This is a genomic window from Caulobacter sp. FWC26, from assembly GCF_002742645.2.
Lineage (GTDB): Bacteria > Pseudomonadota > Alphaproteobacteria > Caulobacterales > Caulobacteraceae > Caulobacter.
The window spans coordinates 4,476,620-4,498,570 of sequence record NZ_CP033875.1 but is presented as its reverse complement, the minus strand read 5'-3'; the positions used below and the strand labels follow the sequence as shown (position 1 = coordinate 4,498,570).

General features: G+C 67.2%; 25 protein-coding genes. 14 read left to right on the top strand and 11 right to left on the bottom strand.

The features are described 5' to 3' along the window. Window positions 1–55: 55 nt before the first annotated feature. From timA to CSW63_RS23095, 3 genes are read left to right on the top strand one after another with little or no spacing between them, the layout of a single operon-like run. Window positions 56–658, top strand: coding sequence for a TIM44-related membrane protein TimA (timA, locus tag CSW63_RS23105; protein WP_137803254.1), 603 nt, complete (start codon window positions 56–58; stop codon window positions 656–658). Beyond that, window positions 658–1,836 carry a murein transglycosylase A gene (locus CSW63_RS23100; RefSeq protein ID WP_062097406.1) on the top strand — a complete coding sequence of 393 codons (1,179 nt, stop codon included), beginning with the start codon at window positions 658–660 and terminating at the stop codon, window positions 1,834–1,836. Before timA ends, CSW63_RS23100 begins: the two co-directional genes overlap by 1 nt. A gap of 1 nt (window position 1,837) precedes the next feature. Then, window positions 1,838–2,407, top strand: coding sequence for a Smr/MutS family protein (locus tag CSW63_RS23095; protein WP_062097404.1), 570 nt, complete (start codon window positions 1,838–1,840; stop codon window positions 2,405–2,407). Here the strand turns inward: CSW63_RS23095 and CSW63_RS23090 are convergent. From CSW63_RS23090 to CSW63_RS23065, 6 genes are read right to left on the bottom strand one after another with little or no spacing between them, the layout of a single operon-like run. Continuing rightward, window positions 2,404–2,730, bottom strand: coding sequence for a phosphoribosyl-ATP diphosphatase (locus tag CSW63_RS23090; protein ID WP_062097402.1), 327 nt, complete (start codon window positions 2,728–2,730; stop codon window positions 2,404–2,406). The two genes, CSW63_RS23095 and CSW63_RS23090, sit on opposite strands and share 4 nt — an antisense overlap. Then, window positions 2,727–3,509 carry an imidazole glycerol phosphate synthase subunit HisF gene (gene hisF / locus CSW63_RS23085; protein WP_062097400.1) on the bottom strand — a complete coding sequence of 261 codons (783 nt, stop codon included), beginning with the start codon at window positions 3,507–3,509 and terminating at the stop codon, window positions 2,727–2,729. The genes CSW63_RS23090 and hisF overlap by 4 nt, the downstream gene beginning before the upstream one ends. After that, window positions 3,509–4,243 (bottom strand): 1-(5-phosphoribosyl)-5-[(5-phosphoribosylamino)methylideneamino]imidazole-4-carboxamide isomerase, encoded by a 735-nt coding sequence (gene hisA / locus CSW63_RS23080; RefSeq protein WP_168193722.1) that lies wholly within the window; start codon window positions 4,241–4,243, stop codon window positions 3,509–3,511. The genes hisF and hisA overlap by 1 nt, the downstream gene beginning before the upstream one ends. Next, entirely contained in the window at window positions 4,231–4,872 is a 642-nt protein-coding gene (gene hisH / locus CSW63_RS23075; RefSeq protein WP_062097398.1) for an imidazole glycerol phosphate synthase subunit HisH, read from the bottom strand. The genes hisA and hisH overlap by 13 nt, the downstream gene beginning before the upstream one ends. A gap of 12 nt (window positions 4,873–4,884) precedes the next feature. Further along, window positions 4,885–5,475, bottom strand: a complete 591-nt coding sequence (gene hisB, locus CSW63_RS23070; protein WP_062097396.1) for an imidazoleglycerol-phosphate dehydratase HisB — start codon at window positions 5,473–5,475, stop codon at window positions 4,885–4,887. Window positions 5,476–5,482: 7 nt separating this feature from the next. Continuing rightward, window positions 5,483–6,472, bottom strand: a complete 990-nt coding sequence (locus CSW63_RS23065) for an adenosine kinase (protein ID WP_062097394.1) — start codon at window positions 6,470–6,472, stop codon at window positions 5,483–5,485. 144 nt (window positions 6,473–6,616) lie between these two features. On the opposite strand from CSW63_RS23065, the gene CSW63_RS23060 reads away from it, so the two are divergent. Beyond that, a complete protein-coding gene (locus CSW63_RS23060; RefSeq protein WP_168193721.1) occupies window positions 6,617–7,474 on the top strand; it encodes a RimK family alpha-L-glutamate ligase in 858 nt (285 codons plus the stop codon). 123 nt (window positions 7,475–7,597) lie between these two features. Here CSW63_RS23060 and nth read toward each other — a convergent pair whose 3' ends face one another. Beyond that, window positions 7,598–8,323 (bottom strand): endonuclease III, encoded by a 726-nt coding sequence (gene nth, locus CSW63_RS23055; protein WP_062097389.1) that lies wholly within the window; start codon window positions 8,321–8,323, stop codon window positions 7,598–7,600. Between the two features lie 63 nt (window positions 8,324–8,386). Here nth and CSW63_RS23050 point away from each other — a divergent pair, with 63 nt between their 5' ends. Together CSW63_RS23050 and CSW63_RS23045 are read left to right on the top strand one after the other, a co-directional pair. After that, a complete protein-coding gene (locus CSW63_RS23050) occupies window positions 8,387–8,863 on the top strand; it encodes a DUF2244 domain-containing protein (protein ID WP_099502932.1) in 477 nt (158 codons plus the stop codon). A 46-nt stretch (window positions 8,864–8,909) separates the two neighbouring features. Continuing rightward, entirely contained in the window at window positions 8,910–9,866 is a 957-nt protein-coding gene (locus CSW63_RS23045; RefSeq protein ID WP_246842037.1) for a methylated-DNA--[protein]-cysteine S-methyltransferase, read from the top strand. A 79-nt stretch (window positions 9,867–9,945) separates the two neighbouring features. Here the strand turns inward: CSW63_RS23045 and hslU are convergent, their stop codons facing one another. From hslU to hslV, 3 genes are read right to left on the bottom strand one after another with little or no spacing between them, the layout of a single operon-like run. Beyond that, a complete protein-coding gene (gene hslU / locus CSW63_RS23040; RefSeq protein ID WP_062096213.1) occupies window positions 9,946–11,238 on the bottom strand; it encodes an ATP-dependent protease ATPase subunit HslU in 1,293 nt (430 codons plus the stop codon). Next, window positions 11,235–12,077, bottom strand: coding sequence for a DUF4440 domain-containing protein (locus CSW63_RS23035; RefSeq protein ID WP_062096214.1), 843 nt, complete (start codon window positions 12,075–12,077; stop codon window positions 11,235–11,237). The genes hslU and CSW63_RS23035 overlap by 4 nt, the downstream gene beginning before the upstream one ends. Window positions 12,078–12,105: 28 nt before the next feature. Beyond that, complete coding sequence (hslV, locus tag CSW63_RS23030; protein WP_168193720.1) at window positions 12,106–12,708, bottom strand: ATP-dependent protease subunit HslV; 603 nt, start codon at window positions 12,706–12,708, stop codon at window positions 12,106–12,108. Between the two features lie 5 nt (window positions 12,709–12,713). Between hslV and CSW63_RS23025 the strand changes: the two genes are divergently transcribed. From CSW63_RS23025 to CSW63_RS23010, 4 genes are all read left to right on the top strand, one after another. Further along, entirely contained in the window at window positions 12,714–13,451 is a 738-nt protein-coding gene (locus CSW63_RS23025) for a molybdopterin-synthase adenylyltransferase MoeB (protein ID WP_062096217.1), read from the top strand. Between the two features lie 166 nt (window positions 13,452–13,617). Then, complete coding sequence (locus CSW63_RS23020) at window positions 13,618–14,577, top strand: alpha/beta fold hydrolase (RefSeq protein ID WP_062094184.1); 960 nt, start codon at window positions 13,618–13,620, stop codon at window positions 14,575–14,577. A gap of 80 nt (window positions 14,578–14,657) precedes the next feature. Beyond that, a complete protein-coding gene (locus tag CSW63_RS23015) occupies window positions 14,658–16,172 on the top strand; it encodes an acetyl-CoA hydrolase/transferase family protein (RefSeq protein ID WP_062094183.1) in 1,515 nt (504 codons plus the stop codon). A gap of 66 nt (window positions 16,173–16,238) precedes the next feature. Further along, the gene (locus CSW63_RS23010; RefSeq protein WP_062094182.1) at window positions 16,239–16,628 is read left to right on the top strand and encodes a group II truncated hemoglobin; all 390 of its coding nucleotides are present in this window, start codon (window positions 16,239–16,241) and stop codon (window positions 16,626–16,628) included. A gap of 15 nt (window positions 16,629–16,643) precedes the next feature. On the opposite strand, the gene CSW63_RS23005 is transcribed toward CSW63_RS23010, so the two are convergent. After that, a complete protein-coding gene (locus tag CSW63_RS23005; protein WP_062094181.1) occupies window positions 16,644–17,630 on the bottom strand; it encodes a D-glycerate dehydrogenase in 987 nt (328 codons plus the stop codon). Between the two features lie 72 nt (window positions 17,631–17,702). Between CSW63_RS23005 and CSW63_RS23000 the strand changes: the two genes are divergently transcribed. The 4 genes from CSW63_RS23000 to CSW63_RS22985 all read left to right on the top strand — a co-directional run bounded on the left by CSW63_RS23000 (window position 17,703) and on the right by CSW63_RS22985 (window position 21,914). Beyond that, a complete protein-coding gene (locus CSW63_RS23000) occupies window positions 17,703–18,248 on the top strand; it encodes an SH3 domain-containing protein (protein ID WP_062094180.1) in 546 nt (181 codons plus the stop codon). Window positions 18,249–18,316: 68 nt separating this feature from the next. Beyond that, a complete protein-coding gene (fabA, locus tag CSW63_RS22995) occupies window positions 18,317–18,829 on the top strand; it encodes a 3-hydroxyacyl-[acyl-carrier-protein] dehydratase FabA (RefSeq protein WP_062094179.1) in 513 nt (170 codons plus the stop codon). A 70-nt stretch (window positions 18,830–18,899) separates the two neighbouring features. Continuing rightward, window positions 18,900–20,111 carry a beta-ketoacyl-ACP synthase I gene (gene fabB / locus CSW63_RS22990; protein WP_062094178.1) on the top strand — a complete coding sequence of 404 codons (1,212 nt, stop codon included), beginning with the start codon at window positions 18,900–18,902 and terminating at the stop codon, window positions 20,109–20,111. A 12-nt stretch (window positions 20,112–20,123) separates the two neighbouring features. After that, window positions 20,124–21,914, top strand: coding sequence for a tetratricopeptide repeat protein (locus CSW63_RS22985; protein ID WP_062094177.1), 1,791 nt, complete (start codon window positions 20,124–20,126; stop codon window positions 21,912–21,914). The last annotated feature ends 37 nt before the right edge of the window (window positions 21,915–21,951 follow it).

Sequence of the window (21,951 nt, the reverse complement as noted above, 5' to 3'; positions counted from 1 at the left end):
TGACGCGCGAACGTCGCTCACCTATATAGACTCCATATCCAGGGCCCACCGCCCGCTGCCGGACCCCGACGTGTTCCAGATCCTATTCCTCGCCGCCGTGGCCGCCCTTGTCCTCTATCAGCTGTACGCGACCCTGGGTCGGCGCGTCGGCCGTCAGCCCGAGGACGCCGCCGTCACGGCCGGGCCGGGCGCCGCCTCCGCGCCCGTCGATCCGACCCTGCAAACCGAGGGCGTGGCGACCTTGAAGGCGCGCCAGCCCGATTTCGATCCCGCCCGGTTCCTGACCGGCGCCCGCGCCGCTTACGAGCAGATCGTCAAGGCTTACGCGGAAGGGGATCGCGAGACGCTGAAGCCGTTGCTGTCACCGGACGTGATGGAAAACTTCGAACGCTCCATGGCCGCCCGCGAGGCCGCCGGTCGCACCGAGAAGGTCGAGTTCCTCGTCCCGCCGCGTCTTGACCTGGAGCGCGTCGAGGTCGTGGGCGACACCGCCAAGGCGGTGGTGCGGATTCTCGCCGAGGTGCGCACCCGCACCAAGGACGAGCGCGGCGAGGGTGTCGACGACCGTCGAACCGCCGAGCTCTGGACGTTCGAGCGCGAGGTCAAGAGCACCGACCCGAACTGGCATCTGTCGTTCGTGGCCGCCGCCGAAGCCTGATGCCCCGTTTTGCCTGCTCTCCGCTGGCGCCGCTGGCGCTGGCGGCGCTCTGTCTGAGCGCGTGCGCCAGTACGTCCGGCGCCCCTCCAGCGGTCGTGACGCCCGCGCCCACCCCTGCTGCGCCGGCTTCCGAACCTGTCGTGCAAGGCCCCACTGCGTCGGCGCTGTCTTTCGCGAGCCTCGCCGGTTGGGCGCAGGAGGATCATCTGGCGGCGCTGGACGCTTTCCGCGCTGGCTGCGGTGTGGCCAAGGATCCGGCCATGGTGAGGGTGTGCGGTCTGGCCAGATCGGCTCCGGCGATGGACGGTCCGTCCGCCCGAGCCTTCATCGAGGCAAACTTTCGCATCGAACCCGTCGGCGGTGACGGCGAAGGCGCGGACGGCCTGCTGACCGCCTATTTCGCGCCCCAGTACGAGGCGCGCATGTCGCGCAACACCGAGTTCAGCGCACCGCTGCGCGGCCTGCCCGCCGACCTCGTGGTGCTGGACCTCGGACCCTTCGAGCCCGCGCTGGTCGGCAAGAAGATCACCGGCCATGTCGAGGGTTCGACCTTCGTCCCCTATCCCGACCGCGCCGAGATCGAGGCTGCGCCCACCGACAAGCCCTTGGCCTGGATGCGGCCCGAGGAGCTGTTCTTCCTGCAGATTCAGGGCTCCGGCGTCCTGGTGCTGCCGGACGGTCGCCGGGTGCGCGCGGTGTTCGCCGGCACGAACGGCAAGCCCTTTGTCGGGATCGCGACGGCTATGCGCGACAAGGGTCTTCTTCCCGACAATAACACCTCAGCCGAGGCGATCCGGATTTGGCTGGCCGAGCATCGCGGACCTGACGCCGACGCGATCATGCGGCTGAATCCGCGCTATGTGTTCTTCCGCACCGTTCCCGACGACGGCAAGGAGCCAGCGGGCGCGGCGGGCGTCCCCCTGCCGCCGGGCCGGGCGATCGCCGTCGATCCAGGCCAGCACGCCTATGGTGGCTTCTACTGGCTGGACGCCGCCGCCCCGAAGCTGACGGGCGCTTTCCCCGTCTATCGCCGGGCGGTGATGGCGCTGGATACCGGCGGGGCGATCAAGGGCGAGGTGCGCGCGGATCTCTATATAGGCTCCGGGGCCAAGGCAGGCGTCGAAGCCGGCCGCGTGCGCCACACCCTGCGGCTCTATCGTCTGACGCCGAACCCTTAGCGTGAGCAAGAAGCCGCCGCCCGGACCGGAAGACGACAGGCGCCTCTGGCGGCTGGTCGCCTCGACCGTGACGCCGCGCGCGCCGGTCAAGCCCGAGAAGATGCGCAGCAAGGCGCGGATCCGGCCATCGCTGAAGGCCGACACCGCCTTGCCCGCCGAGCCGCCCACGCGCCTGGCCTCGATCGCACCGCTTCGTCTGCATCCGGAGGACTTGCAGGCGCCTGCGCCCAAGCCGCCGAAGGGGCCGGCCGGCCACATCGAGCCCAATCGCAAGTTGCGGATCGTCAAGGAACGCGACCCGATCGGCGCGCGGCTGGACATGCACGGCCTGGATCAGGACCAGGCCCGCGCGACGCTGGAAGCCTTCATCCGCCGCTCGTTCAGCCAAGGCCACCGGGCGGTGCTGGTCATCACCGGAAAGGGCAAGGTGGGGCAGGGTGTCCTGAAAGTCCGCACCCCTGAATGGCTGACCGACCCGTCCCTGCGCGAGATGGTCGCCGGCGTTTCCACCGCCGACCGCCGCCACGGCGGCGAGGGGGCGCTGTATGTGGCGCTGAAGCGGCGGGTTTAGCCCTTCCGCGACGCCTTCTCTGCGATGCCCGAAGTGCCTTCGCGCGCTTCCAGGTTCTTGGCCACGGCGTCCAGCGAGACGCCCGAGGCGGCCATCAGGGCCAGCCAGTGGTAGAGCAGGTCGGCGCTTTCCGCAGCCAGCGCGTCAGGATCCTGCCCCACAGCCGCGATCACCGTCTCGACGGCCTCCTCGCCCAGCTTCTTGGCGGCGAGGGCCGGGTCATTCAGCAGCTTCGCCGTATAGGACACCGACGGATCGCCGCCCTTGCGGGCTTCGATGGTCGCGGCCAGGCGTTGCAGGACGTCGGTCAGGCGCTGGCTCATGCGGTCCCCTTCAGCGCGTCCAGGCGTACCGGGATGCCGGCGTCAGCCATGGCCTGCTTGGCCTCGCCGATTGAGATCTCACCGAAGTGGAAGATCGAGGCGGCCAGCACGGCGGCGGCGTGGCCGTCGCGGGCGGCCTCCACCAGGTGTTCGGTCTTGCCCGCGCCGCCCGAGGCGATCACCGGCACGGTGACCTCGGCCGTCACGGCCTTCAGCAGCGGGATATCGTAGCCGATCTTGGCGCCGTCGCGGTCCATCGAGGTCAGCAGGATCTCGCCCGCGCCGCGCTCGACGACCTTGGCGGCCCATTCGACCACGTCGATGCCGGTGTCCTTGCGACCGCCATAGGTCCAGACGTTCCAGCCCGAGCCGTCCTCGCGCGCCTTGGCGTCGATAGCCACGACCACGCACTGGGCCCCGAAGGCGTCGGCGCCGCCGGCGATCAGGTCGGGGTTCTCGACGGCGGCGGTGTTGACCGAGACCTTGTCGGCGCCGGCCAGCAGCAGGCGGCGCATGTCCGAGACCTGCCGCACGCCCCCGCCGACCGAAACGGGCATGAAGCAGACCTCGGCGGTGCGCGAAATGACCTCCAGGATCAGGCCGCGACCCTCGCTGGAAGCGGTAATGTCCAGGAACATCAGCTCGTCCGCGCCGGCGGCGTCATAGGCGCGCGCCTGCTCCACAGGATCGCCGGCGTCGCGCAGGGAGACGAAGTTGACCCCCTTGACCACCCGCCCGTCCTTCACGTCGAGGCAGGGAATGATCCGGGTCTTCAGCATCAGGCGGCCGCCGCGATCAGGGCTTCGGACGGCTTGATGGTGCCGGCATAGAGCGAGCGGCCCAGGATCGCGCCGGCGATCTCGACGCCCTTGCGGGCCTTCAGGCGTTCGATGTCGGCAACGGCGGCGACGCCGCCCGAGGCGATGACGGGAATAGAGACCGCGTCGGCCAGTTCGCCCACGCCCTCGACATTGACGCCGGTCAGGGCGCCGTCGCGGCTGATGTCGGTGACGATCAGAGCGGCGACGCCGGCGTCCTCGAATCGTTTGCCCAGGGTGATGGCGTCGATGTCTGAGAGGCCCGTCCAGCCGTCGACCGCGACCTTGCCGTCCCGGACGTCGACCGCGACGGCGATCTGCTCGGGCCACAGGCGCGCGGCCTTCTTGACCAGTTCCGGGTCATGCACAGCCACAGTGCCGAGGATGACGCGCGAAACGCCCGCCTCGATCCAGGCCTCGACGCCCTCCAGCGTGCGGATGCCGCCGCCCAGCTGCACCGGGATCGAGATCGACTCCAGGATCGTCTCGACCGCTGCCGTATTGACCGACTTGCCCTCGATCGCGCCGTTCAGATCAACGACGTGCAGCCAGGAAAAGCCGTCCTGGACGAAGCGCTGGGCCTGGTCGGCGGGCGAGGTGTTGAAGACCGTGGCCTTGTCCATGTCGCCATGCAGCAGGCGCACGCACTGGCCGTCCTTCAGGTCGATGGCGGGATAGAGGATCATGGGCGCCATTCCAGGAAGTTGGCGAGCAGGGCGAGCCCTGAGGCTTGTGATTTTTCGGGGTGGAACTGTACGCCCGCGACATTGTCCTTGGCCACAGCGGCCGTGAACGTTCCGCCGTGATCGGCGGTCGCGACGACATCTTCCACATGGGAAGGGGTCAGGGCGAACGAATTGGCGAAGTACATGTGGGCGCCGTCCGCGATGCCTGCGAACAGGGCATGAGCGCGCGTGAAGCTGATCGCGTTCCAACCCATGTGCGGGATGGTCAGCGAGGGATCGTTGGGCTCAAGCTTCTTCACTTGGCCATGGATCCAGTCCAGACCGGGGGTGACGCCGAACTCCAGGCCCTCGGTGGCCAGGAGCTGGTGGCCGACGCAGATGCCCATGAACGGAACGCCGCGGCCATGCACGGCTTGGTTCATGGCCTCGTAGACGCCTGTGGCGTCCAGGCCAGCGCGGCACGAGGCGAAGGCGCCGACGCCAGGCAGGAAGACGCGGTCGGCCTTGGCGACAAGGTCGGGGTCGGCGGTGACAACGATGTCGGCGTCGAGCGCGCGGCGGCGGGCCGCCTCGCGCAGGGCCTTCTCGGCCGAACGCAGGTTGCCCGACCCGTAATCGATCAGGGCGACGGTCTGCATGAAATCAGGTTCCTACAGCACGCCCTTGGTGGACGGAGCCCGGCCGCCGGTCTTGGGGTCGATCTCGACCGCCTGACGCAGCGCCCGGGCCAGGGCCTTGAAGCCGCTTTCGGCGACATGGTGGGTGTTGTCGCCGTACAGGGTCTCCAGGTGCACGCACGCCCCGCTGTTCATGGCGAACGCGTGGTGGAACTCCTTGAAGAGCTCGGTGTCCATCTCCCCGACCTTGGGCCGCTTGAACTCGACCTTCCAGATCAGATAGGGCCGGTTCGACAGGTCGATGGCGCAGCGGGTCAGGGTCTCGTCCATCGGGATATAGGCTGAGCCGAAACGGCGGATGCCCTTGAATCCGTCAAGCGCCTTGTGGATCGCCTGGCCCAGCACGATGCCGGTGTCTTCGACCGTATGGTGCATGTCGATGTGCAGATCGCCCTTGGTCTCGACCTTCAGGTCGAACCCGCCATGGCGCGCGAAGCTCTCCAGCATGTGGTCGTAGAAACCAATGCCGGTGGAGATCGTCGAGACGCCGGTCCCGTCGAGATCGATCCAGACCCGGATCTGGGTCTCCTTCGTCTCGCGGACCACTTCAGCGGTGCGGGCCATCTGAGCTCTAAAGTCCGTTCTTTGCGGCCAGCTCGCGCAGGGAAACCTGCGGACGCGGACCGTAGTGGTCGATCACCTCGGCGGCCGCCAGGCTGCCCAACTGGCCACAGATAGGCAGCGGGCGGCCTTGCGACAGGCCAAAGAGGAATCCAGCGGCGTATTGGTCGCCCGCGCCGGTCGTGTCCACGACTTTTTCCACGGGGTAGGCCGAGATTTCGTGCAACTGCCCGTTTGCGGCGACGACAGAACCCTTTTCGCTGCGGGTCACGGCGGCGATCTCGCAGCGCTCGGCCAGCGCCTTCACCGCCGCGTCAAAATCGTCGGTCTCGAACAGAGCGCAGACTTCGGCGGCGTTGGCGAAGACGATGTCGCACTGGGTCTCGACAAAGCCGAGCAGGGCGCCACGATGGCGGTCGACGACGAAGCTGTCCGACAGGGTCAAGGCGATCTTGCGGCCTGCGCCGTGCGCCAGGGCGGCGGCCTTGGCGAAGGCGCGGCGAGCTTCCGGCGGATCGAACAGATAGCCTTCCAGATACGAGATCTGCGCGGCTTCGATGATCTCGGGGTCGACGTCGGCGGGGTTCAGCTCGACGCAGGCGCCCAGGTAGGTCGACATGGTGCGCTGGGCGTCGGGCGTGACGTTGATCAGGCTCTGGGCCGTCGCCGGCCCCTCGGCCAACGGCGGGGTCGTGAACACGCAGCCGATCGCGTTCATGTCGTGGCGGAACACGCGGCCCAGCTGGTCGTCCGCGACCTTGCCGAGGAACGCGGCCTTGCCGCCAAAGCTGGCCACGCCGGCCACGGTGTTGGCGGCGCTGCCGCCCGAGGCCTCGATCGCCGCCGACATCACGTCGTACAGGCTGGCGGCGCGCGCCGGATCGATCAGGGCCATCGAGCCCTTCACCAGGCCTTCGCGCTCAAGGAAGGCGTCGTCGCACTGGGCGATGACGTCGACAATGGCGTTGCCGATGGCGGCGACGTCGTAGAGCGCGGTCATGGGGCGGAAAAACCTTTGAAAGAACAGGACCGAAGGTCCAAGTCGCGTTTCGATTAAAGGATGTGGTCCGCTGTGGCAACGCGAGGGTTGCCCAAAGGCGTGCGACATCCTAGCTCCGCTGTTCTAGCAAGCCTGGGTAAACCGATGGTCGACGTCCTGCTCCTGGTCCCAGCCCGTGACGAGCATCGCTATGGCGACAGCTGGTCGACCCTGTTCGAGCGCTTGGCCGCGCCGCTTCGCGCCCACGGTCTGACGGTCGAGGCTCAGCCCTGGACCGATCCGGTCGCGCCGAGCCAGGCGCGCTTGGTCATGCCGTCCCTGGCCTGGGGGTATCATGCCCGGCAGGCCGACTGGTTCGCGCAGCTCGACGCCTTCCAAGCGAGTGGCGTGCGGATGGCGAACCCGCCCTCGGTGCTGCGCTGGAACACCACCAAGACCTATCTGGTCGAGCTGGCCGCCAAGGGCGCGCCCGTTGTGCCGACCCACGCGCACGACCGACTGACATCCGAAGCGGTTGAGGCTGCCTTCGACGCCTTCGGGGTCGACGAGGTGGTGGTCAAACCGCAGATCTCGGCCGGCTCGCATGAGACGATCCGGCTCAGGCGTCGCGGTTCGCTGGACGGCGGTCCGGCCGGCCCGGCCCTGATCCAGCCTTTCCTGCCGGCGGTGGGCGAGGAGGGGGAGCTCTCGTTGTTCTTCTTCGATGGCCGCTTCAGTCACGCGGTGGCCAAGGTCGCCGTCGACGGCGATTTCCGCGTCCAGCCGCAGTTCGGCGGCCGGGTCAGCGAGGTCGCGCCCGAGCCCGAAGCGCTGCGCGCGGCGGCGATGGTGCTGGAAGTCGCTGGGCGACCGCTGACCTATGCGCGCGTCGACCTGATTCGGGGTCTCGACCACACGCCGCAGCTGATGGAGCTGGAGGTCATCGAGCCAGACCTCTTTCTCGAACACGCCCACGACAAGGGCGCGGCGTTCGCGGCGTCGGTGATACGGGCGATCGGGTGAGATAAATCCTCCCCCTGGCGGGGAGGTGGCGCGAAGCGCCGGAGGGGGAAGCTGTCCTGGTCCGGCCCCTCCCCTCTCCGTCGGCTGCGCCGACACCTCTCCCATAGGGAGAGGATTTTGGGACTACGCCCCCAAGAACAGCTCCCGGGAGGGACATAGATCACTGATCTTGCAGATCTCGCACTTGGGCTTCCTGGCTACGCAGATATAGCGGCCGTGCAGGATCAGCCAGTGGTGCGCGCGGGTCTGGTATGGCGGGGGGACCACCCGCATCAGGTCCTGCTCGACGGCGTCGGGGGTTTTACCGGCCGACAGCTTCAGGCGATGGGAAACTCGGAAGACGTGGGTGTCGACGGCGATGGCGGGCTCGATGTCCAGTTCGTTCAGCACCACGCTGGCGGTTTTACGGCCAACGCCGGGCAGCGCCTCGAGATCCTCGCGGTTCAGCGGAACCTGACCGCCGTGCTTTTCGATGATGATGCGGGCGGCGGCGATGACGTTCTTGGCCTTGCTGCGGAACAGGCCGATCGAGGCGATGTACTTGATCAGCCCCTCTTCCCCCAGCGCCAGCATCGCCTCGGCGCTGTTGGCGATCTGGAACAGCGGCCCGGTGGCCTTGTTGACCTGAACGTCGGTGGCCTGGGCCGACAGGGCGACGGCGGTGACCAGCTCATAAGGGTTGGAGTAGTTCAGTTCGGTCTTGGGATGCAGGTCCAGGCCCTCGAACCGGTCGAACAGAACCGCGACGCGCTCGCGCTGGGCCGGCGAGAGCCGCTTGACGGGTTTCTTGACGGCCTTGCGGACCGGGATCTTGCTGACTGAAGCGGCTTTGCGGGGAGTCTTGACCATGGGGCGACCATGCCGTGGAGGACTCCGCTCGCCAAGAGCGCGGCGGACACCTAAATTCGCGCCATGGCCAAGCCGTTCTACATGGACCGGGTGATCGCGCCGCACCGATCGCTGAGCCCGCAGGGCGGTGCGGTGCTGCTGGCCGTGGTCATGGCGTTCAACGTGCTGGTGGCGATCTTCCTGATCGTGATCCGCGCGCCGCCTGTTTTGCCGTTCCTTGGTCTCGACGTCCTGGCGCTGTGGGTCGCCTTGCGCGCCAGCGAGCGGGCCGCGCGCCGGGTGGAGCGGATTCAGGTCACGGCTGAGGCGGTGACGGTCAGCCGCGAGGATGAGAAAGGCGCGCGTACGGTCTGGACGTCCGCGACGGCCTTCACGCGGGTCGGCGTCGAGCAGCCTGGCGAGCACGAGGTTCGCGTTCGACTGATGATCCATCGAAAGCGCCTGACTCTGGCGCGCGCCCTTGGACCGGACCAGCGCGTGGAGCTCGCCAACGCGCTTAAGGACGCGATCCGATCGGCCCGCAACGAGCGCTGGTCTTGATCGGCGCAAGAACCGGGCGGACGGTGCAGGGCCGTGGGTCTAGCCTATGACCATGGCTTACGACGCATCCCCCTTTTCCGACGCCATTTCCGAGGCCGCGCGCCAGGAGCTGGCCCGCTTGGCCGAGCGCTCGGTCGATTATCACCGCATGGCCAAGGCGCTCGACTGGCTGGCCGAGCGGTGGTCCGAACATCCGTCCCTGGATGACGCCGCCCAGGCGGTCGGCCTTTCGCCGTTCCATTTCCAGCGCATCTTCACCCGCTGGGCGGGGGTGAGTCCGAAGACCTTCGTATCGGCTATCGCTCACGCCGAGGCGCGACGCTCGCTGGAGGCCGGCGGCACGGTTCTGGACGCGGCCTTCGACGCCGGGCTTTCGGGGCCATCGCGCCTGCACGACCTGTTCATCGCCCAGGAGGCCGCCACGCCGGGCGAGGTGCGGCGGCGTGGCGCGGGCATGCGCCTGCGCTGGGGCTGGGCGCCGACGCCTTTTGGCCAGGGCCTATTCGTGATCGCCGAGCGAGGCCTGGCGGGCCTGGCGTTTTCCGATGGTGACGATGCGGCCTGCTTCGCCGACATGCACCGTCGCTTCCCGGCCGCCGACTGGACTCAAGATGACCGCGCCGCCCAGACGATGGCCCTTCGCGCCTTCGCGGGTGGGGAAGGGCCTTTACCTGTTGTGCTGATCGGTTCCCCGTTCCACATCCAGGTTTGGAAGGCCTTGCTGAACATCAAGGCCGGCGAGACCGCCACCTATGGCCAGGTCGCCGCCTGGGCCGGAAAGCCCGGGGCCTTCCAGGCGACCGGCGGCGCCATTGGGGCCAATCCGATCTCGCTTCTGATCCCTTGTCATCGCGCGATCGCCAAGGACGGGCGGTTGACGGGTTATCATTGGGGTCTCGCCCGCAAGGCGGCGATCCTGGGGATGGAGGCGGCGCAGAGATTCCCTCTCCCAGAGGGAGAGGGCGGGGCCCGCCGCGAAGCGATGGGGGGGGTGAGGGGATAAGGCGTCGACCGCCGTAACCCCTCATCCCGCACGCCTGCGGCGCGGGTCCTCCTTCTCCCCTCAGGGAAAAGGTCTGAAGCTACAGAATAAACCGGCTCAGATCCGCGTTCGCCGCCAGCGCGCCCACCCGCTCCTGCACATAGGCCGCGTCGATCGTCACGGTCTCGCCGCCGCGATCGGCGGCGGTAAAGCTGATCTCCTCGACCACCTTCTCCATGATCGTCTGCAGGCGGCGGGCGCCGATGTTCTCGACCGAACCGTTCACGGCCACGGCTGCGTCGGCCAGGGCGTCGATCGCTTCATCGGTGAAGGTCAGGGTGACGCCCTCGGTCAGCATCAGCGCCTGGTGCTGGCGGATCAGGTTGGCTTCCGGTTCGGTGAGGATCCGACGCATGTCGTCGCGCGACAGTCCCTTCAGCTCCACCCGGATCGGCAGGCGACCCTGGAGTTCGGGCAAGAGGTCCGACGGCTTGGCGACGTGGAAGGCCCCCGAGGCGATGAACAGGATGTGGTCGGTCTTCACAGGCCCGTGCTTGGTCGAGACTGTCGTGCCCTCGATCAGGGGCAGAAGATCCCGCTGAACGCCCTCGCGGCTGACGTCCGCGCCGGAGCGCTGCGACGAGCTGGCGACCTTGTCGATCTCGTCCAGGAACACGATGCCATGGTTCTCGGCCAGTTCCAGGGCCTCCTGGGTCAAGGCTTCCTGGTCCAGCAGCTTGTCGCTTTCCTCGGCGATCAGCGGCGCCCAGGCGCCCGAGACGGTGGTCTTGTGGGTCTTGGTGCGGCCGCCGCCCAGCGACTTCATCATGTCCGACAGGTTGAACACCGCAGCGCCCGGCTGACCGGGAATGTCGAAGCTGGGGCCGCCGGTGTCGGCCAGCTGCAGCTCGACCTCCTTGTCGTCCAGCTCGCCGGCGCGCAGCTTTTTGCGGAACGCCTCGCGAGCGGCCGTCGAGCCCGGACCGGTCAGGGCGTCGAGGATGCGCTCCTCGGCGGCGCCCTCGGCCTTGGCCTTTACAGCGGCGCGGCGCTTGTCGCGCACCATGGCCAGCGCGCTTTCGACGAGATCGCGGACGATCTGGTCGACGTCGCGGCCGACATAGCCGACCTCGGTGAACTTGGTGGCCTCGACCTTCAGGAACGGCGCCTGCGCCAGCTTGGCCAGGCGACGGGCGATCTCGGTCTTGCCGACGCCGGTGGGGCCGATCAACAGGATGTTCTTCGGGGTCACCTCATCGCGCAGGTCGGCGGGCACGCGGCGGCGGCGCCAACGGTTGCGCAGGGCTACGGCCACGGCCTTCTTGGCCTCAGCGTGGCCGACGATGTAGCGGTCCAGTTCGGAGACGATCTCGCGGGGGGAAAACTCAGTCATCGGTCGTTGATCAGGGCCTCGAAGATCAAGCGCCAGCCTTCGGGGCGCTTCTGCCAGACATGCATATAGTGCGCGCGTTCGATGATTTCCTGGTGGTCGGCCCAACCGGCCTCGCCATGGGTCCAGACGAAGTCGCCAGCCTTGGAGGCGCCGCCGCCACGCAGGGTGAGGACCATGCGCTGGGGCCGCGCGTTTGTGCGTTCGGCGACGGCGGCGGGGGTCAGGCCTTCGGTTCCCTTCGGCCCCAGCACCCAGGCGTCAGCGGCCAGGGCGCGTCGATAGGCGGCAGGCGCGTCGCTTTCAACCGCCTGGGCCAAGGCCCTCTCGGCGATTCGGACCTTGTCGAAGGCGAGGGCCGCCGAGCGCTCGCCGGACTTGGCGACGGGGTCGAGCGTGGTCGGCGCATCCGGACCCGGGGCGCTTGCGGCGTCGGCGGCGGCCCCGCCGTCGTAGATCCATGCCCACCGCCCGTCCGGCGCCTTGCGCCAGATGGTCGCGAAGTAACCGCCGCGCTTGTCGTTGATCTCGGACGGGCCGACGGACAGCGCGAGCTCGCCGGACCGGGCCGCGATGATCCTCTGGGGCCACCACTCCAGTTTCGGCGTCTTGCTGGAGGGCCGCTTGTCGTAGAGCGTCCTGGCGTTCACCGGCCCTGGCGCGAACATGATCGCGTCATCGGCCATGTGCTTGAGAAACGAATCCCGGATCCCCAGCGCCAAGCCGTCCGCCGCGAAAGCGCGCTCGGCGGCCTCAACCTGGGCGGCGACGCCCGGGTCGGCCATTGTAGGCGTCGTCCAGCACGCAGCGGCGAGCCCGGCGATCAGCATGGTCCTGAACATTCGAAGGTCCTCCCGGGAGGAGTAAAGCCTAAAGGCTTTCGACCGTCAGGTTACCGTTCGTATAGACGCAGATCTCGGCGGCGATACCCATCGCCTTGCGGGCGATGTCCTCGGCCGAAAGATCGAGGTCGACCAAGGCCTTGCCGGCCGCCAGGGCGTAGTTGCCGCCCGAGCCGATCGCCGCGACCGCGCCGCCGCCAAGGCTTTCCCCCGGTTCGAGCACGTCGCCGACGCCGGTGACGGTGTAGATGGCGGCCTTATCGGCCACCAGCAACATGGCCTCCAGCCGGCGCAGGTAGCGATCGGTCCGCCAGTCCTTGGCCAGATCGACGCAGGCGCGCGCCAGCTGGTCGGGATACTGTTCGAGTTTAGCTTCCAAGCGCTCAATCAGCGTGAAGGCGTCGGCCGTGGCGCCGGCGAAGCCTGCGACCACTTTGCCCCCGGCCAGGCGTCGCACCTTGCGGGCGTTGCCCTTGACGACGGTTGGGCCCATGGAGACCTGTCCGTCGCCGGCGATCACGGTCGAACCGTTCTTGCGCACCGCCAGAATGGTCGTGCCGTGCCAGTCGGGGAAGGAAGAGCTGTTGCTTTGCATGGCTTCGCATGTGGCGAGGCCGGGGCGGAGGGTCAAGCGCCATGAGTTTTTCGGAAGCCGAAGTCGAGCGCTACGCCCGCCATCTGGTGCTGCGCGAGGTCGGCGGTCCGGGCCAGCAGAAGCTCAAGGCCGCGCGGGTTCTGGTGGTGGGCGCGGGAGGGTTGGGCGCGCCCGCCGCGCTCTATCTGGCCGCCGCCGGGGTTGGTATGATCGGCCTCGTCGATCCCGACACTGTGTCGCTGTCGAACCTGCAGCGGCAGGTGCTGTACGCCACCGCCGATGTGGGCCGACCCAAGGTGGAGGCGGCGGACGAGCACCTGCGCGCGCTCAATCCGAATACGATCATCGAGAGCCATGCGGTATGGCTGGATCGAAGCAACGCCGAGGCGGTTGTCTCCGGGTATGATCTTGTGCTCGACGGCACGGATGACTTCGCCACGCGCTTCGCCGTTAGTGACGCCTGTGTCGCTCAGGGCAAGACCCTGGTTAGCGGAGCCTTAGGCCGCTGGACCGGTCAGGTCGGGGTTTTCCAGGGCCAGCCCTGCTATCGTTGCCTGGTGCCGGAAATTCCGCCGGATGCTGAGACCTGCGCTCTGGTGGGCGTGGTCGGCGCGCTGGCCGGCGTCATCGGATCGATGATGGCGCTCGAGGCCCTGAAGCTCATCGCCGGCGCTGGCGAGCCGCTCTCCGGGCGGCTTCTGATCTATGACGGTTTGGCCAGCGAAACCCGCACGGTCCGCATTGGGCGGGACCCTCAATGCCCGTCCTGCGCGGCTTGACCTCCCGAGAGCGTGACGCCGAAAGTGGGAACCGGTTTCGGCGCGAGTCACGCTCTAAGTATTTGATTTAGAGCTTCGTTATCGCGTCAAAACGATTCCGTTTTGACGCGCGAGGCTCTAGCGTAACGCCGTTCTCTATGCGCTGACTGTCCGCAGGAGTGTCTGTATGAAAACCTGGGCGCGCGGTTTGGCGATCGCGCTGGGCCTGCTGATCGCTGTCGGGGTGGGAACTTGGTTTCTCTTGCAGAGACCGGACATCCCCTATGCGACGCTTGAGGCCAAGTATGGCTATCCGGACTCCCACTACATGGACCTTCCAGGCGGCGTGCGGGCGCATTATCGCGATCTGGGACCACGAGACGCGCCGGCGATCGTGCTGGTGCATGGCTATTCCGCTTCGACCCACGCCTGGGATGCTTGGGCGGCGCGGCTGTCCAAGTCCTACCGTGTGGTGGTTCTGGATCTTCCGGGCCATGGCCTGACGAGGACGGCGGGGACCTATGTGGCGGGGCGCCAAGGGTTTGTGACCGTGGTCGACGCACTGACCTCGCGGCTCGGCCTGAGGCGCTTCACCTTGGCCGGAAACTCGATGGGCGGTGCGGTCGCCTGGACCTATACGGTCGACCATCCCGATAAGGTTCAGCGTCTTGTTCTGGTCGATGCGGCGGGATGGCCGTCCGAGAAGTCCGGCGGTGCGCTGATCTTCACCGTGCTGCGCCACCCGATCGGCCGCGCGGCGCTGAAGAACATCGACACTCGCCCTCTGGTCGCTCAGGGGTTGCGCGCGGGCTATTGGGACAAGAGCCTCGTCACCCCGGCGTTGATCGACCGCTATGTTGAACTCTCCCGGGGGCCGGGTCATCGCGACATACTGTTATCTCTCCAGAGCGGGCCGCGGCGAGACGCCACGGTCGCCGAGCTTTCGACGATCCATGCCCCGACCCTGATCATGTTCGGCCAGGAGGACCGCATCATTCCCGCCGCTGACGGCGGGAAGTTTCACAAGGCCATACCGGGGGCGACTCTGATCCTCTATCCGGGCGTGGGCCACGTGCCGATGGAGCAGATTCCCGATCGATCGGCCGCTGACCTGGAGGCTTGGCTTGCTGCTCATCCGGTCGAATAACATCGTCTTCGGGTTCATACGGACCTGACATAGCCGCGCGCGCCTCGCCATATGCGATCGACCAAGGGCGTGGGGCGACGATGAACGAATCTCGGATCGGACTAGCGGCGCTGAAAGCCAAGGTGATGTCGCCCGAGGGCGCCGCAGCGCTGATCGGCCACGGGGAAACCGTGGGCATGAGCGGTTTTACCGGTTCGGGCTATCCCAAGGCCGTGCCCTTGGCGCTGGCGCGCCGGATCGAGAACGAGCACGCCGCCGGTCATCCGTTCAAGCTGCGGGTCTGGACCGGGGCCTCGACCGGGCCGGAACTGGACGGCGCCCTGGCCAAGGCCAACGGAATTGAGTTCCGCCTGCCCTACAATTCCGACCCCATCGCCCGCGAGATGATCAATCGCGGCGAGATGGACTATTTCGACATGCACCTGTCGCAGGTGGCGCCGATGGCCTGGCAAGGGTTTCTCGGGCCGCTGGATACGGCGGTCATCGAGGTCACCGGAATCCGGCCGGACGGATCGCTGATCCCGTCCTCGTCCGTCGGCAACAACAAGACCTGGATCGATCGCGCCTCCAAGGTGATCCTCGAAGTCAACCGGTGGCAGAATCCCGCCCTGGAAGGGATGCACGACATCTACTACGGCACGGCCTTGCCGCCGGATCGGCGTCCCATTCCCCTGACCCGGCCCGATCAGCGAATCGGCGAGGCCTATTTCCGCTGCGATCCGGCCAAGGTGGTGGCGGTGGTCGAGACGGACTCGCCCGACCGGAACCTGCCCTTCGACGCGCCTGACGAGGATCACCGCGCGATCGCCGGCCACCTTCTGGAGTTCTTCCGTCATGAGGTCGCGCGCGGTCGTCTGCCGGCTAACCTGCTGCCGCTGCAATCGGGCGTCGGCAACATCGCCAACGCCGTGATGTTCGGCCTGGTCGAGGGTCCATTCGACCGGATGACGGCCTTTACCGAGGTTCTGCAGGATGGAATGCTGGCGCTGCTGGAGTCGGGCAAACTGCTGAGCGCTTCGGCCACCGCCTTTTCGCTGAGTCCAGAAGCCGCGCACGCGCTGAACGCCGATCTGGACCGGCTGCGGGATCGCCTGGTCTTGCGGCCTCAGGAGATCAGCAATCACCCCGAGTTGATCCGGCGCCTGGGCTGCATCGCCATGAATGGCATGATCGAGGCCGATATCCACGGGGCGGTGAACTCGACCCACCTGATGGGATCGCGCATCCAGAACGGCATCGGCGGCAGCGGCGACTTCGCCCGCAACGCCTATGTCTCGATCTTCATGGCGCCGTCGACGGCCAAGGGCGGCAAGATCTCGACCATCGTGCCGAAGGCTCCGCACGTCGACCATATCAACCAGGACGTCCAGGTCTTGGTGACCGAGCAGGGCTTGGCCGATATGCGTGGACTGTCGCCCCGTCAGCGCGCCGAGGTGATCATCGCAAACTGCGCCCACCCGGACTATCGACCGGCCTTGAACGACTATCTGACCCGCGCCCGTCGGGAGTCTTACGGCCAGCAGTCGCCGACCCTACTGACGGAGGCCTTCGCCTGGCACCAGCGGTTCATCGAGACGGGCGACATGCGCGGCTGAGGTTGCGGCGGATCAAGGTGTTCCACTGCGTCGGTCCGCCATCTGACGCTTTCGCAGGAGTTCCCGATGACCGACGCCGTCCAGCAGACAGCTTTCGACCAGATCGGCGGCGCAGCGCCGGTGGCGGCGATGGTCAACGCCTTTTACGATCTGATGGAGACCGACCCGGCCTATGCGCGTCTTCGAGCGATCCATGCCGAGGACCTGACCCCGATGCGAGCATCGTTGGCCGGTTTCATCACCGGCTGGCTCGGCGGGCCTCGAGATTGGTTCGCGGCGCGACCCGGCGTCTGCATGATGTCGCTGCACCGTGCGATGCCGATTGATGCGGAGCTCGGGCGACAATGGCTCGACGCGATGTCACGCGCGATGGATCAGGCCGGAATCGAGCGGGAAATGGCCGGGGCCCTCCGGGATGTCTTCGGCCGGATGTCCGCCAACATGGCGACGACCTGACGCGGCTGCACCGCTTCAGAGCATTGCCGGAATGACGCGATCCGGCGGCCTATGGCCGTCCATGAAGGTCTTCACATTGACGATGACCTTCTCGCCCATGTCGATGCGGCCCTCGACCGTCGCCGACCCCATGTGCGGCAGCAGCACGACGTTGGGCAGCTTCAGGAGCTTGGGATTGATGGCCGGTTCGTGCTCGTAGACATCGAGACCCGCGCCGGCGATCTCGCCCTTGGCCAGCATGTTGGCCAGCGCGCCTTCATCGATAACTTCGCCGCGCGCGGTATTGACGACCACGGCGTGCGACCTCAGCAGCTTCAGCCGGCGGGCCGAGAGCAGGTGATAGGTGGCCGGCGTGTGCGGACAGTTGATCGACACGAAGTCCATGCGGGCCAGCATCTGGTCAAGGCTTTCCCAGTAGGTGCAGCCAAGTTCCTCGGCGATCCGCGCGTTGACTGGCTTGCGGTTATGGTAGTGGACCTGCATGCCGAAGGCCTTGGCGCGACGCGCGACGGCTTGGCCGATGCGGCCCATGCCGATGATGCCCAGGCGCTTGCCCCACAGGCGGCGGCCCAGCATCCAGGTCGGCGACCAGCCATGGAATCCGCCCGCCTTGACCACCTCGGCCCCTTCGACGATCCGGCGCGAGGCGGCCATGATCAGGGTCATGGTCAGGTCGGCAGTGTCTTCCGTCAGCACGCCCGGCGTATTGGTGACGATGATGCCGCGGGCGTTGGCGGTGGCGACGTCGATATTGTCCACGCCGGCGCCAAAATTGGCGATCAGCTTGAGCCGATCACCGGATCGCGACAGAAGGCGCGAATCGATGCGATCGGTGATCGTCGGCACGAGCACGTCGGCGCGGCTCATGGCGTCGACCAGCTCGTCCTGCGTCAGGGGCTTGTCGGAGACGTTCAGTTCGGTGTCGAACAGTTCGCACATCCGCGTCTCCACCGGATCGGGGAGTTTGCGGGTCACGATGACTTTGAGCTTGCGGGCGGCCATGGGCGGTTTGAAAAGCTCTCTCTGACAGGCGTTTGAAAGCTGTAGCAAAGGGGCCGGTGGGGGCCAAGCAACATGCCGTCAAAAACAGAACAAGGTTTGTCACGAATGGGTTTGACGCGCGTCATGGTCGGAATTGCGGCGGCAGGGGCTTTGCTGGCCGGTCCGGCTGCGGCCGAGGGACCCAGGGTGACGCCCTCGGGTCTGGAGGTGCCGCGCTACGTCTCGCTGAAATATGCCGAGGTTAACGCCCGCAACGGTCCGGACGAGGATCACCAGCTTCTATGGGTCTATCACGCCAAGGGTCTGCCGGTGCAGGTCGTGGCCGAGACTCGAGAGTGGCGCCGGATTTGTGATCCGGAGGGAGGGCTGGCTTGGGTTCATAAGCGCACGACCGACGGCCGACGGTCGGCGATGCGGGTCCAACCGACCAATCTGCCCCTGCTCAATGCGCCCAAGGACGGAGCCAAGGTTAGCGCCTATCTGAAGGCCCGGTCGGTCGCTTTGCTGGACAAGTGTGAAAAGGGCTGGTGTCGGCTGCGGGCAGACGGGTCGTCGGGCTGGGCTCGCGAGGGCGAGATCTGGGGGGCGGATCCGGCGGTCCAGTGCCGTAAGCGTTAGGGGCGCGGGGGATCCGCTCGCGTAGGGAAACGTTGAGACTGGACCCGCCATCGTGCTAGGGCGTCACCATGCAGAAGAACGCCTATACCTTCGAAGAACTCCTGGCTTGTGGCCGCGGCGAGATGTTTGGCCCCGGCAACGCCCAACTGCCGGCTCCGCCGATGCTGATGTTCGACCGGATCGTCCGGATCGAGGCCGAGGGCGGCAAGTATGGCAAGGGCTATGTCGAGGCTGAGTTCGATATCAAACCCGATCTCTGGTTCTTCGGCTGCCACTTCATCGGCGATCCCGTGATGCCCGGCTGTCTGGGCCTGGACGCCATGTGGCAGCTTGTCGGCTTCTTCCTAGGCTGGTCGGGTGGCCCCGGCCGCGGCCGCGCCCTGGGTGTCGGCGAAGTGAAATTCACGGGCCAGGTCACGCCCGACATCAAGAAGGTCGTCTACAAGATCGACCTGAAGCGTGTGATCATGCGCAAGCTGGTCATGGGCATCGCCGACGGCGTCCTGGAAGCCGACGGCAAGGTGATCTACGAAACCAGTGACCTGAAGGTTGGCCTGTTCACGCCCGAACAAATGGCTTGATCCGTTAGACGAGACCGGCCCTAGAGAGCTGGCCCCTGTCGGATCGTAGGGGGAGAAGAGGATTTAGAATATGCGTCGCGTCGTCGTCACAGGACTGGGGATCGTCTCGTCCATCGGCAACAACGCCCATGAGGTCTTGGCCTCGCTGCGCGAAGCCAAGTCCGGCGTGATCGCCGCGTCGGAGTATGCCGAGCTCGGCTTCCGCTGCCAGGTCCACGCCGCGCCCCAGATCGACTGGGAAGCGCTGGTCGACCGCCGCGCGGCGCGTTTCCTGGCGCCCGGCACGGCCTACGCCCACATCGCCATGGAGCAGGCCATCGCCGACTCCGGGCTGTCGGAAGGCGAAATTTCCCACGAACGCACCGGCCTGATCGTTGGTTCGGGCGGCCCGTCCACCCGCGTCATTATCGATGCGGCGGCGATCACCAAGGAAAAGGGCCCCAAGCGGATCGGCCCATTCGCCGTGCCCAAGGCCATGAGCTCCGGCCCCTCGGCGGTGCTTTCGACCTGGTTCAAGATCCGCGGGATCAACTATTCGATCAGCTCGGCCTGCGCGACCAGCGCCCACTGTATCGGCGCGGCCGCCGAGCAGATCCAGATGGGCAAGCAGGACGTGGTCTTCGCGGGCGGCTGCGAGGAGCTGGACTGGAGCCTGTCGAACCTGTTCGACGCCATGGGCGCCATGAGCAGCAACTTCAACGACCGCCCGGCCGTGGCCAGCCGCGCCTATGACAAGAACCGCGACGGCTTCGTGATCGCCGGCGGCGCCGGGATCGTGGTGCTGGAAGAGTACGAGCACGCCAAGGCGCGCGGCGCGAAGATCTACGGCGAAGTCGTGGGTTACGCCGCGAACTCGGACGGGTACGACATGGTCGCCCCCTCGGGCGAAGGCGCGGTCCGCTGCATGCGCCTGGCCATGGCCGAGGCGGGGAACCGCTCTATCGACTACCTGAACCCCCACGGCACCTCTACGCCGGTGGGCGACAGCAAGGAGATGGGCGCGGTGCGCGAGGTGTTCGGCGACAAGGCCCCGATGATCTCGTCCACCAAGTCGTTGACCGGCCACAGCCTGGGCGCCGCCGGCGCGCAGGAGGCGATCTACTCGATCCTGATGCTCAACAACGACTTCGCGGCCGAGAGCGCCAACATCGAAGAGCTCGACCCGGAGTTCGCCGACCTGCCGATCCTGCGCCAGCGCGTCGACAAGCCGCTCGAGACGGTGATGTCCAACAGCTTCGGCTTTGGCGGCACCAACGGCACGCTGATCTTCAGCCGCGTCTAGAGCCGGCGGGCGTTGACCAGCGCCCGCGCGGCCTTCGATCTCTATCGCGCCGGGCGACTGCACGAAGCGGTGGCCCTATGCGAACGGCTGGTCGCCGAAACGCCGACTGTCGAGGCCTGGCATCTGCTGGGCGTGGCTCGACTTGAGCTGGACTCAGCCGGAGCGGCGCTGGCGGCTCTGGACGCGGGTTTGGCCCTCGACCCCGTTCGCCCGGGTCTACTGTCCGCCAGAACCCTGGCCCTGACGACCTTGCAGCGCCACGACGAGGCGGTGGTCGCGGCGCGCGCCGCGTTGGCGGTCGACCCCCAAAATCCGCCTGTGTTCAGCGCCTTGGCCGTTTCGCTTCAGCGGCTGGGTGGATTTCCGGAAGCCTTGGCGGCGATTGATCGGGCGATAGCGGGCGCGCCGCGTGACCCGTCCTATCGCGCGCAACGCGCCGCCTTGCTGACCCTGCTCAACCGTCCCCCCGACGCCGCGTGCGACCTGGAGGTCTTGTTCGAGCTGAGCCCCAGCCATCCACGCCTGGCCGGAGACCTGATGTGGGCGCGCCGTCAAACCTGCGACTGGCGCGAGGACGCGGCGCTGGACATGCTGGTCAAGGCGGACTTGAAGCTGGGGCGACCGGGCGTCGCGCCTTTCGCCGCCCTGGTCATGTTCGACCTTCCCATTCTGCACCGCCGTTGCGCGACGCTGTCGGCGCCCCCCAGCGTTTCGGCGCCGGTATGGCCGGTGAGGCCTCCCGGAGAACGGATCCGCGTCGGCTACCTCTCTTCCGACCTGCACGAACACGCGACGGCTCGGCTTCTGGCGGGCGTTCTGGAAGCGCACGACCGGTCACGGTTCGAGATCTACGCGGTGTCGTATGGGCCCGAGACGGGCGGGGCGATGCAGGAAAGGCTGCGCTGCGCCTGCGAACACTGGATCGAGGCTCGGCGATTATCCGACGCCGAAATCGCTATGAAGTGTCGCGAACAAGGACTTGATATCGCTGTAGATCTCAAGGGCTACACTCAAGACGGACGACCTGGGATCCTGGCCCATCGCACGGCGCCCGTTCAGGTCAGCTGGCTTGGCTATCCCGGCACCCTGGGCGCGCACGCCGATGTGGTTCTGGCGGACTCTGTTACGATCCCACCGGATGCCGAGGTCCATTGGTCTGAAACGGTGGTCCGCCTGCCGCACTACCAGCCCAACGACGCGCTGGCCCCGGCCATACCACCGCCCAGCCGCGTCCAGGCGGGTCTGCCGGAGGGGACGCAGGTGTTCTGCTGCTTCAACAATCCGGCGAAGATCACACCAGAGGTGTTCACGACCTGGATGGAGATCCTCCGCGGTGCCCCCGAGAGCGTCCTCTGGCTCTACGCGGGGGCGCCGGGCGCAGCCGATAATCTTCGCGCCGAGACGAGCAAGGCCGGTGTCGCGCCGGAGCGTCTGATCTTCGCCGATCCCGCGCCTCACGACGCGCATCTGGCGCGTCACGCCTTGGCCGACCTGATGCTCGACACCTGGCCCTACGGGGCCCACACAACCGCCAGCGACGCCCTGCGGATGGGGGTTCCTGTGTTGACCTTGCCGGGGAAGAGCTTCGCCAGCCGGGTCGGCGCCAGCCTGCTCACCGCCATCGGCATGACCGACCTGATCGCGAGTTCCAAGGCCGACTACGTCGCCAAAGCGCTTGCCTTTACGGCTGACGAGAGCCTGAAGCCTCGCGTCGCCGAGGCCGTTCGGCGTTCGAGCCTGTTTGATCCCGTCGCCTTCGCCCGCTCGCTGGAGAGCGCCTACGCCACGCTGGTCCGACGCTGAAAGGGTTCCGCAGGGCCACCGCGCCTGCTAACCAGCG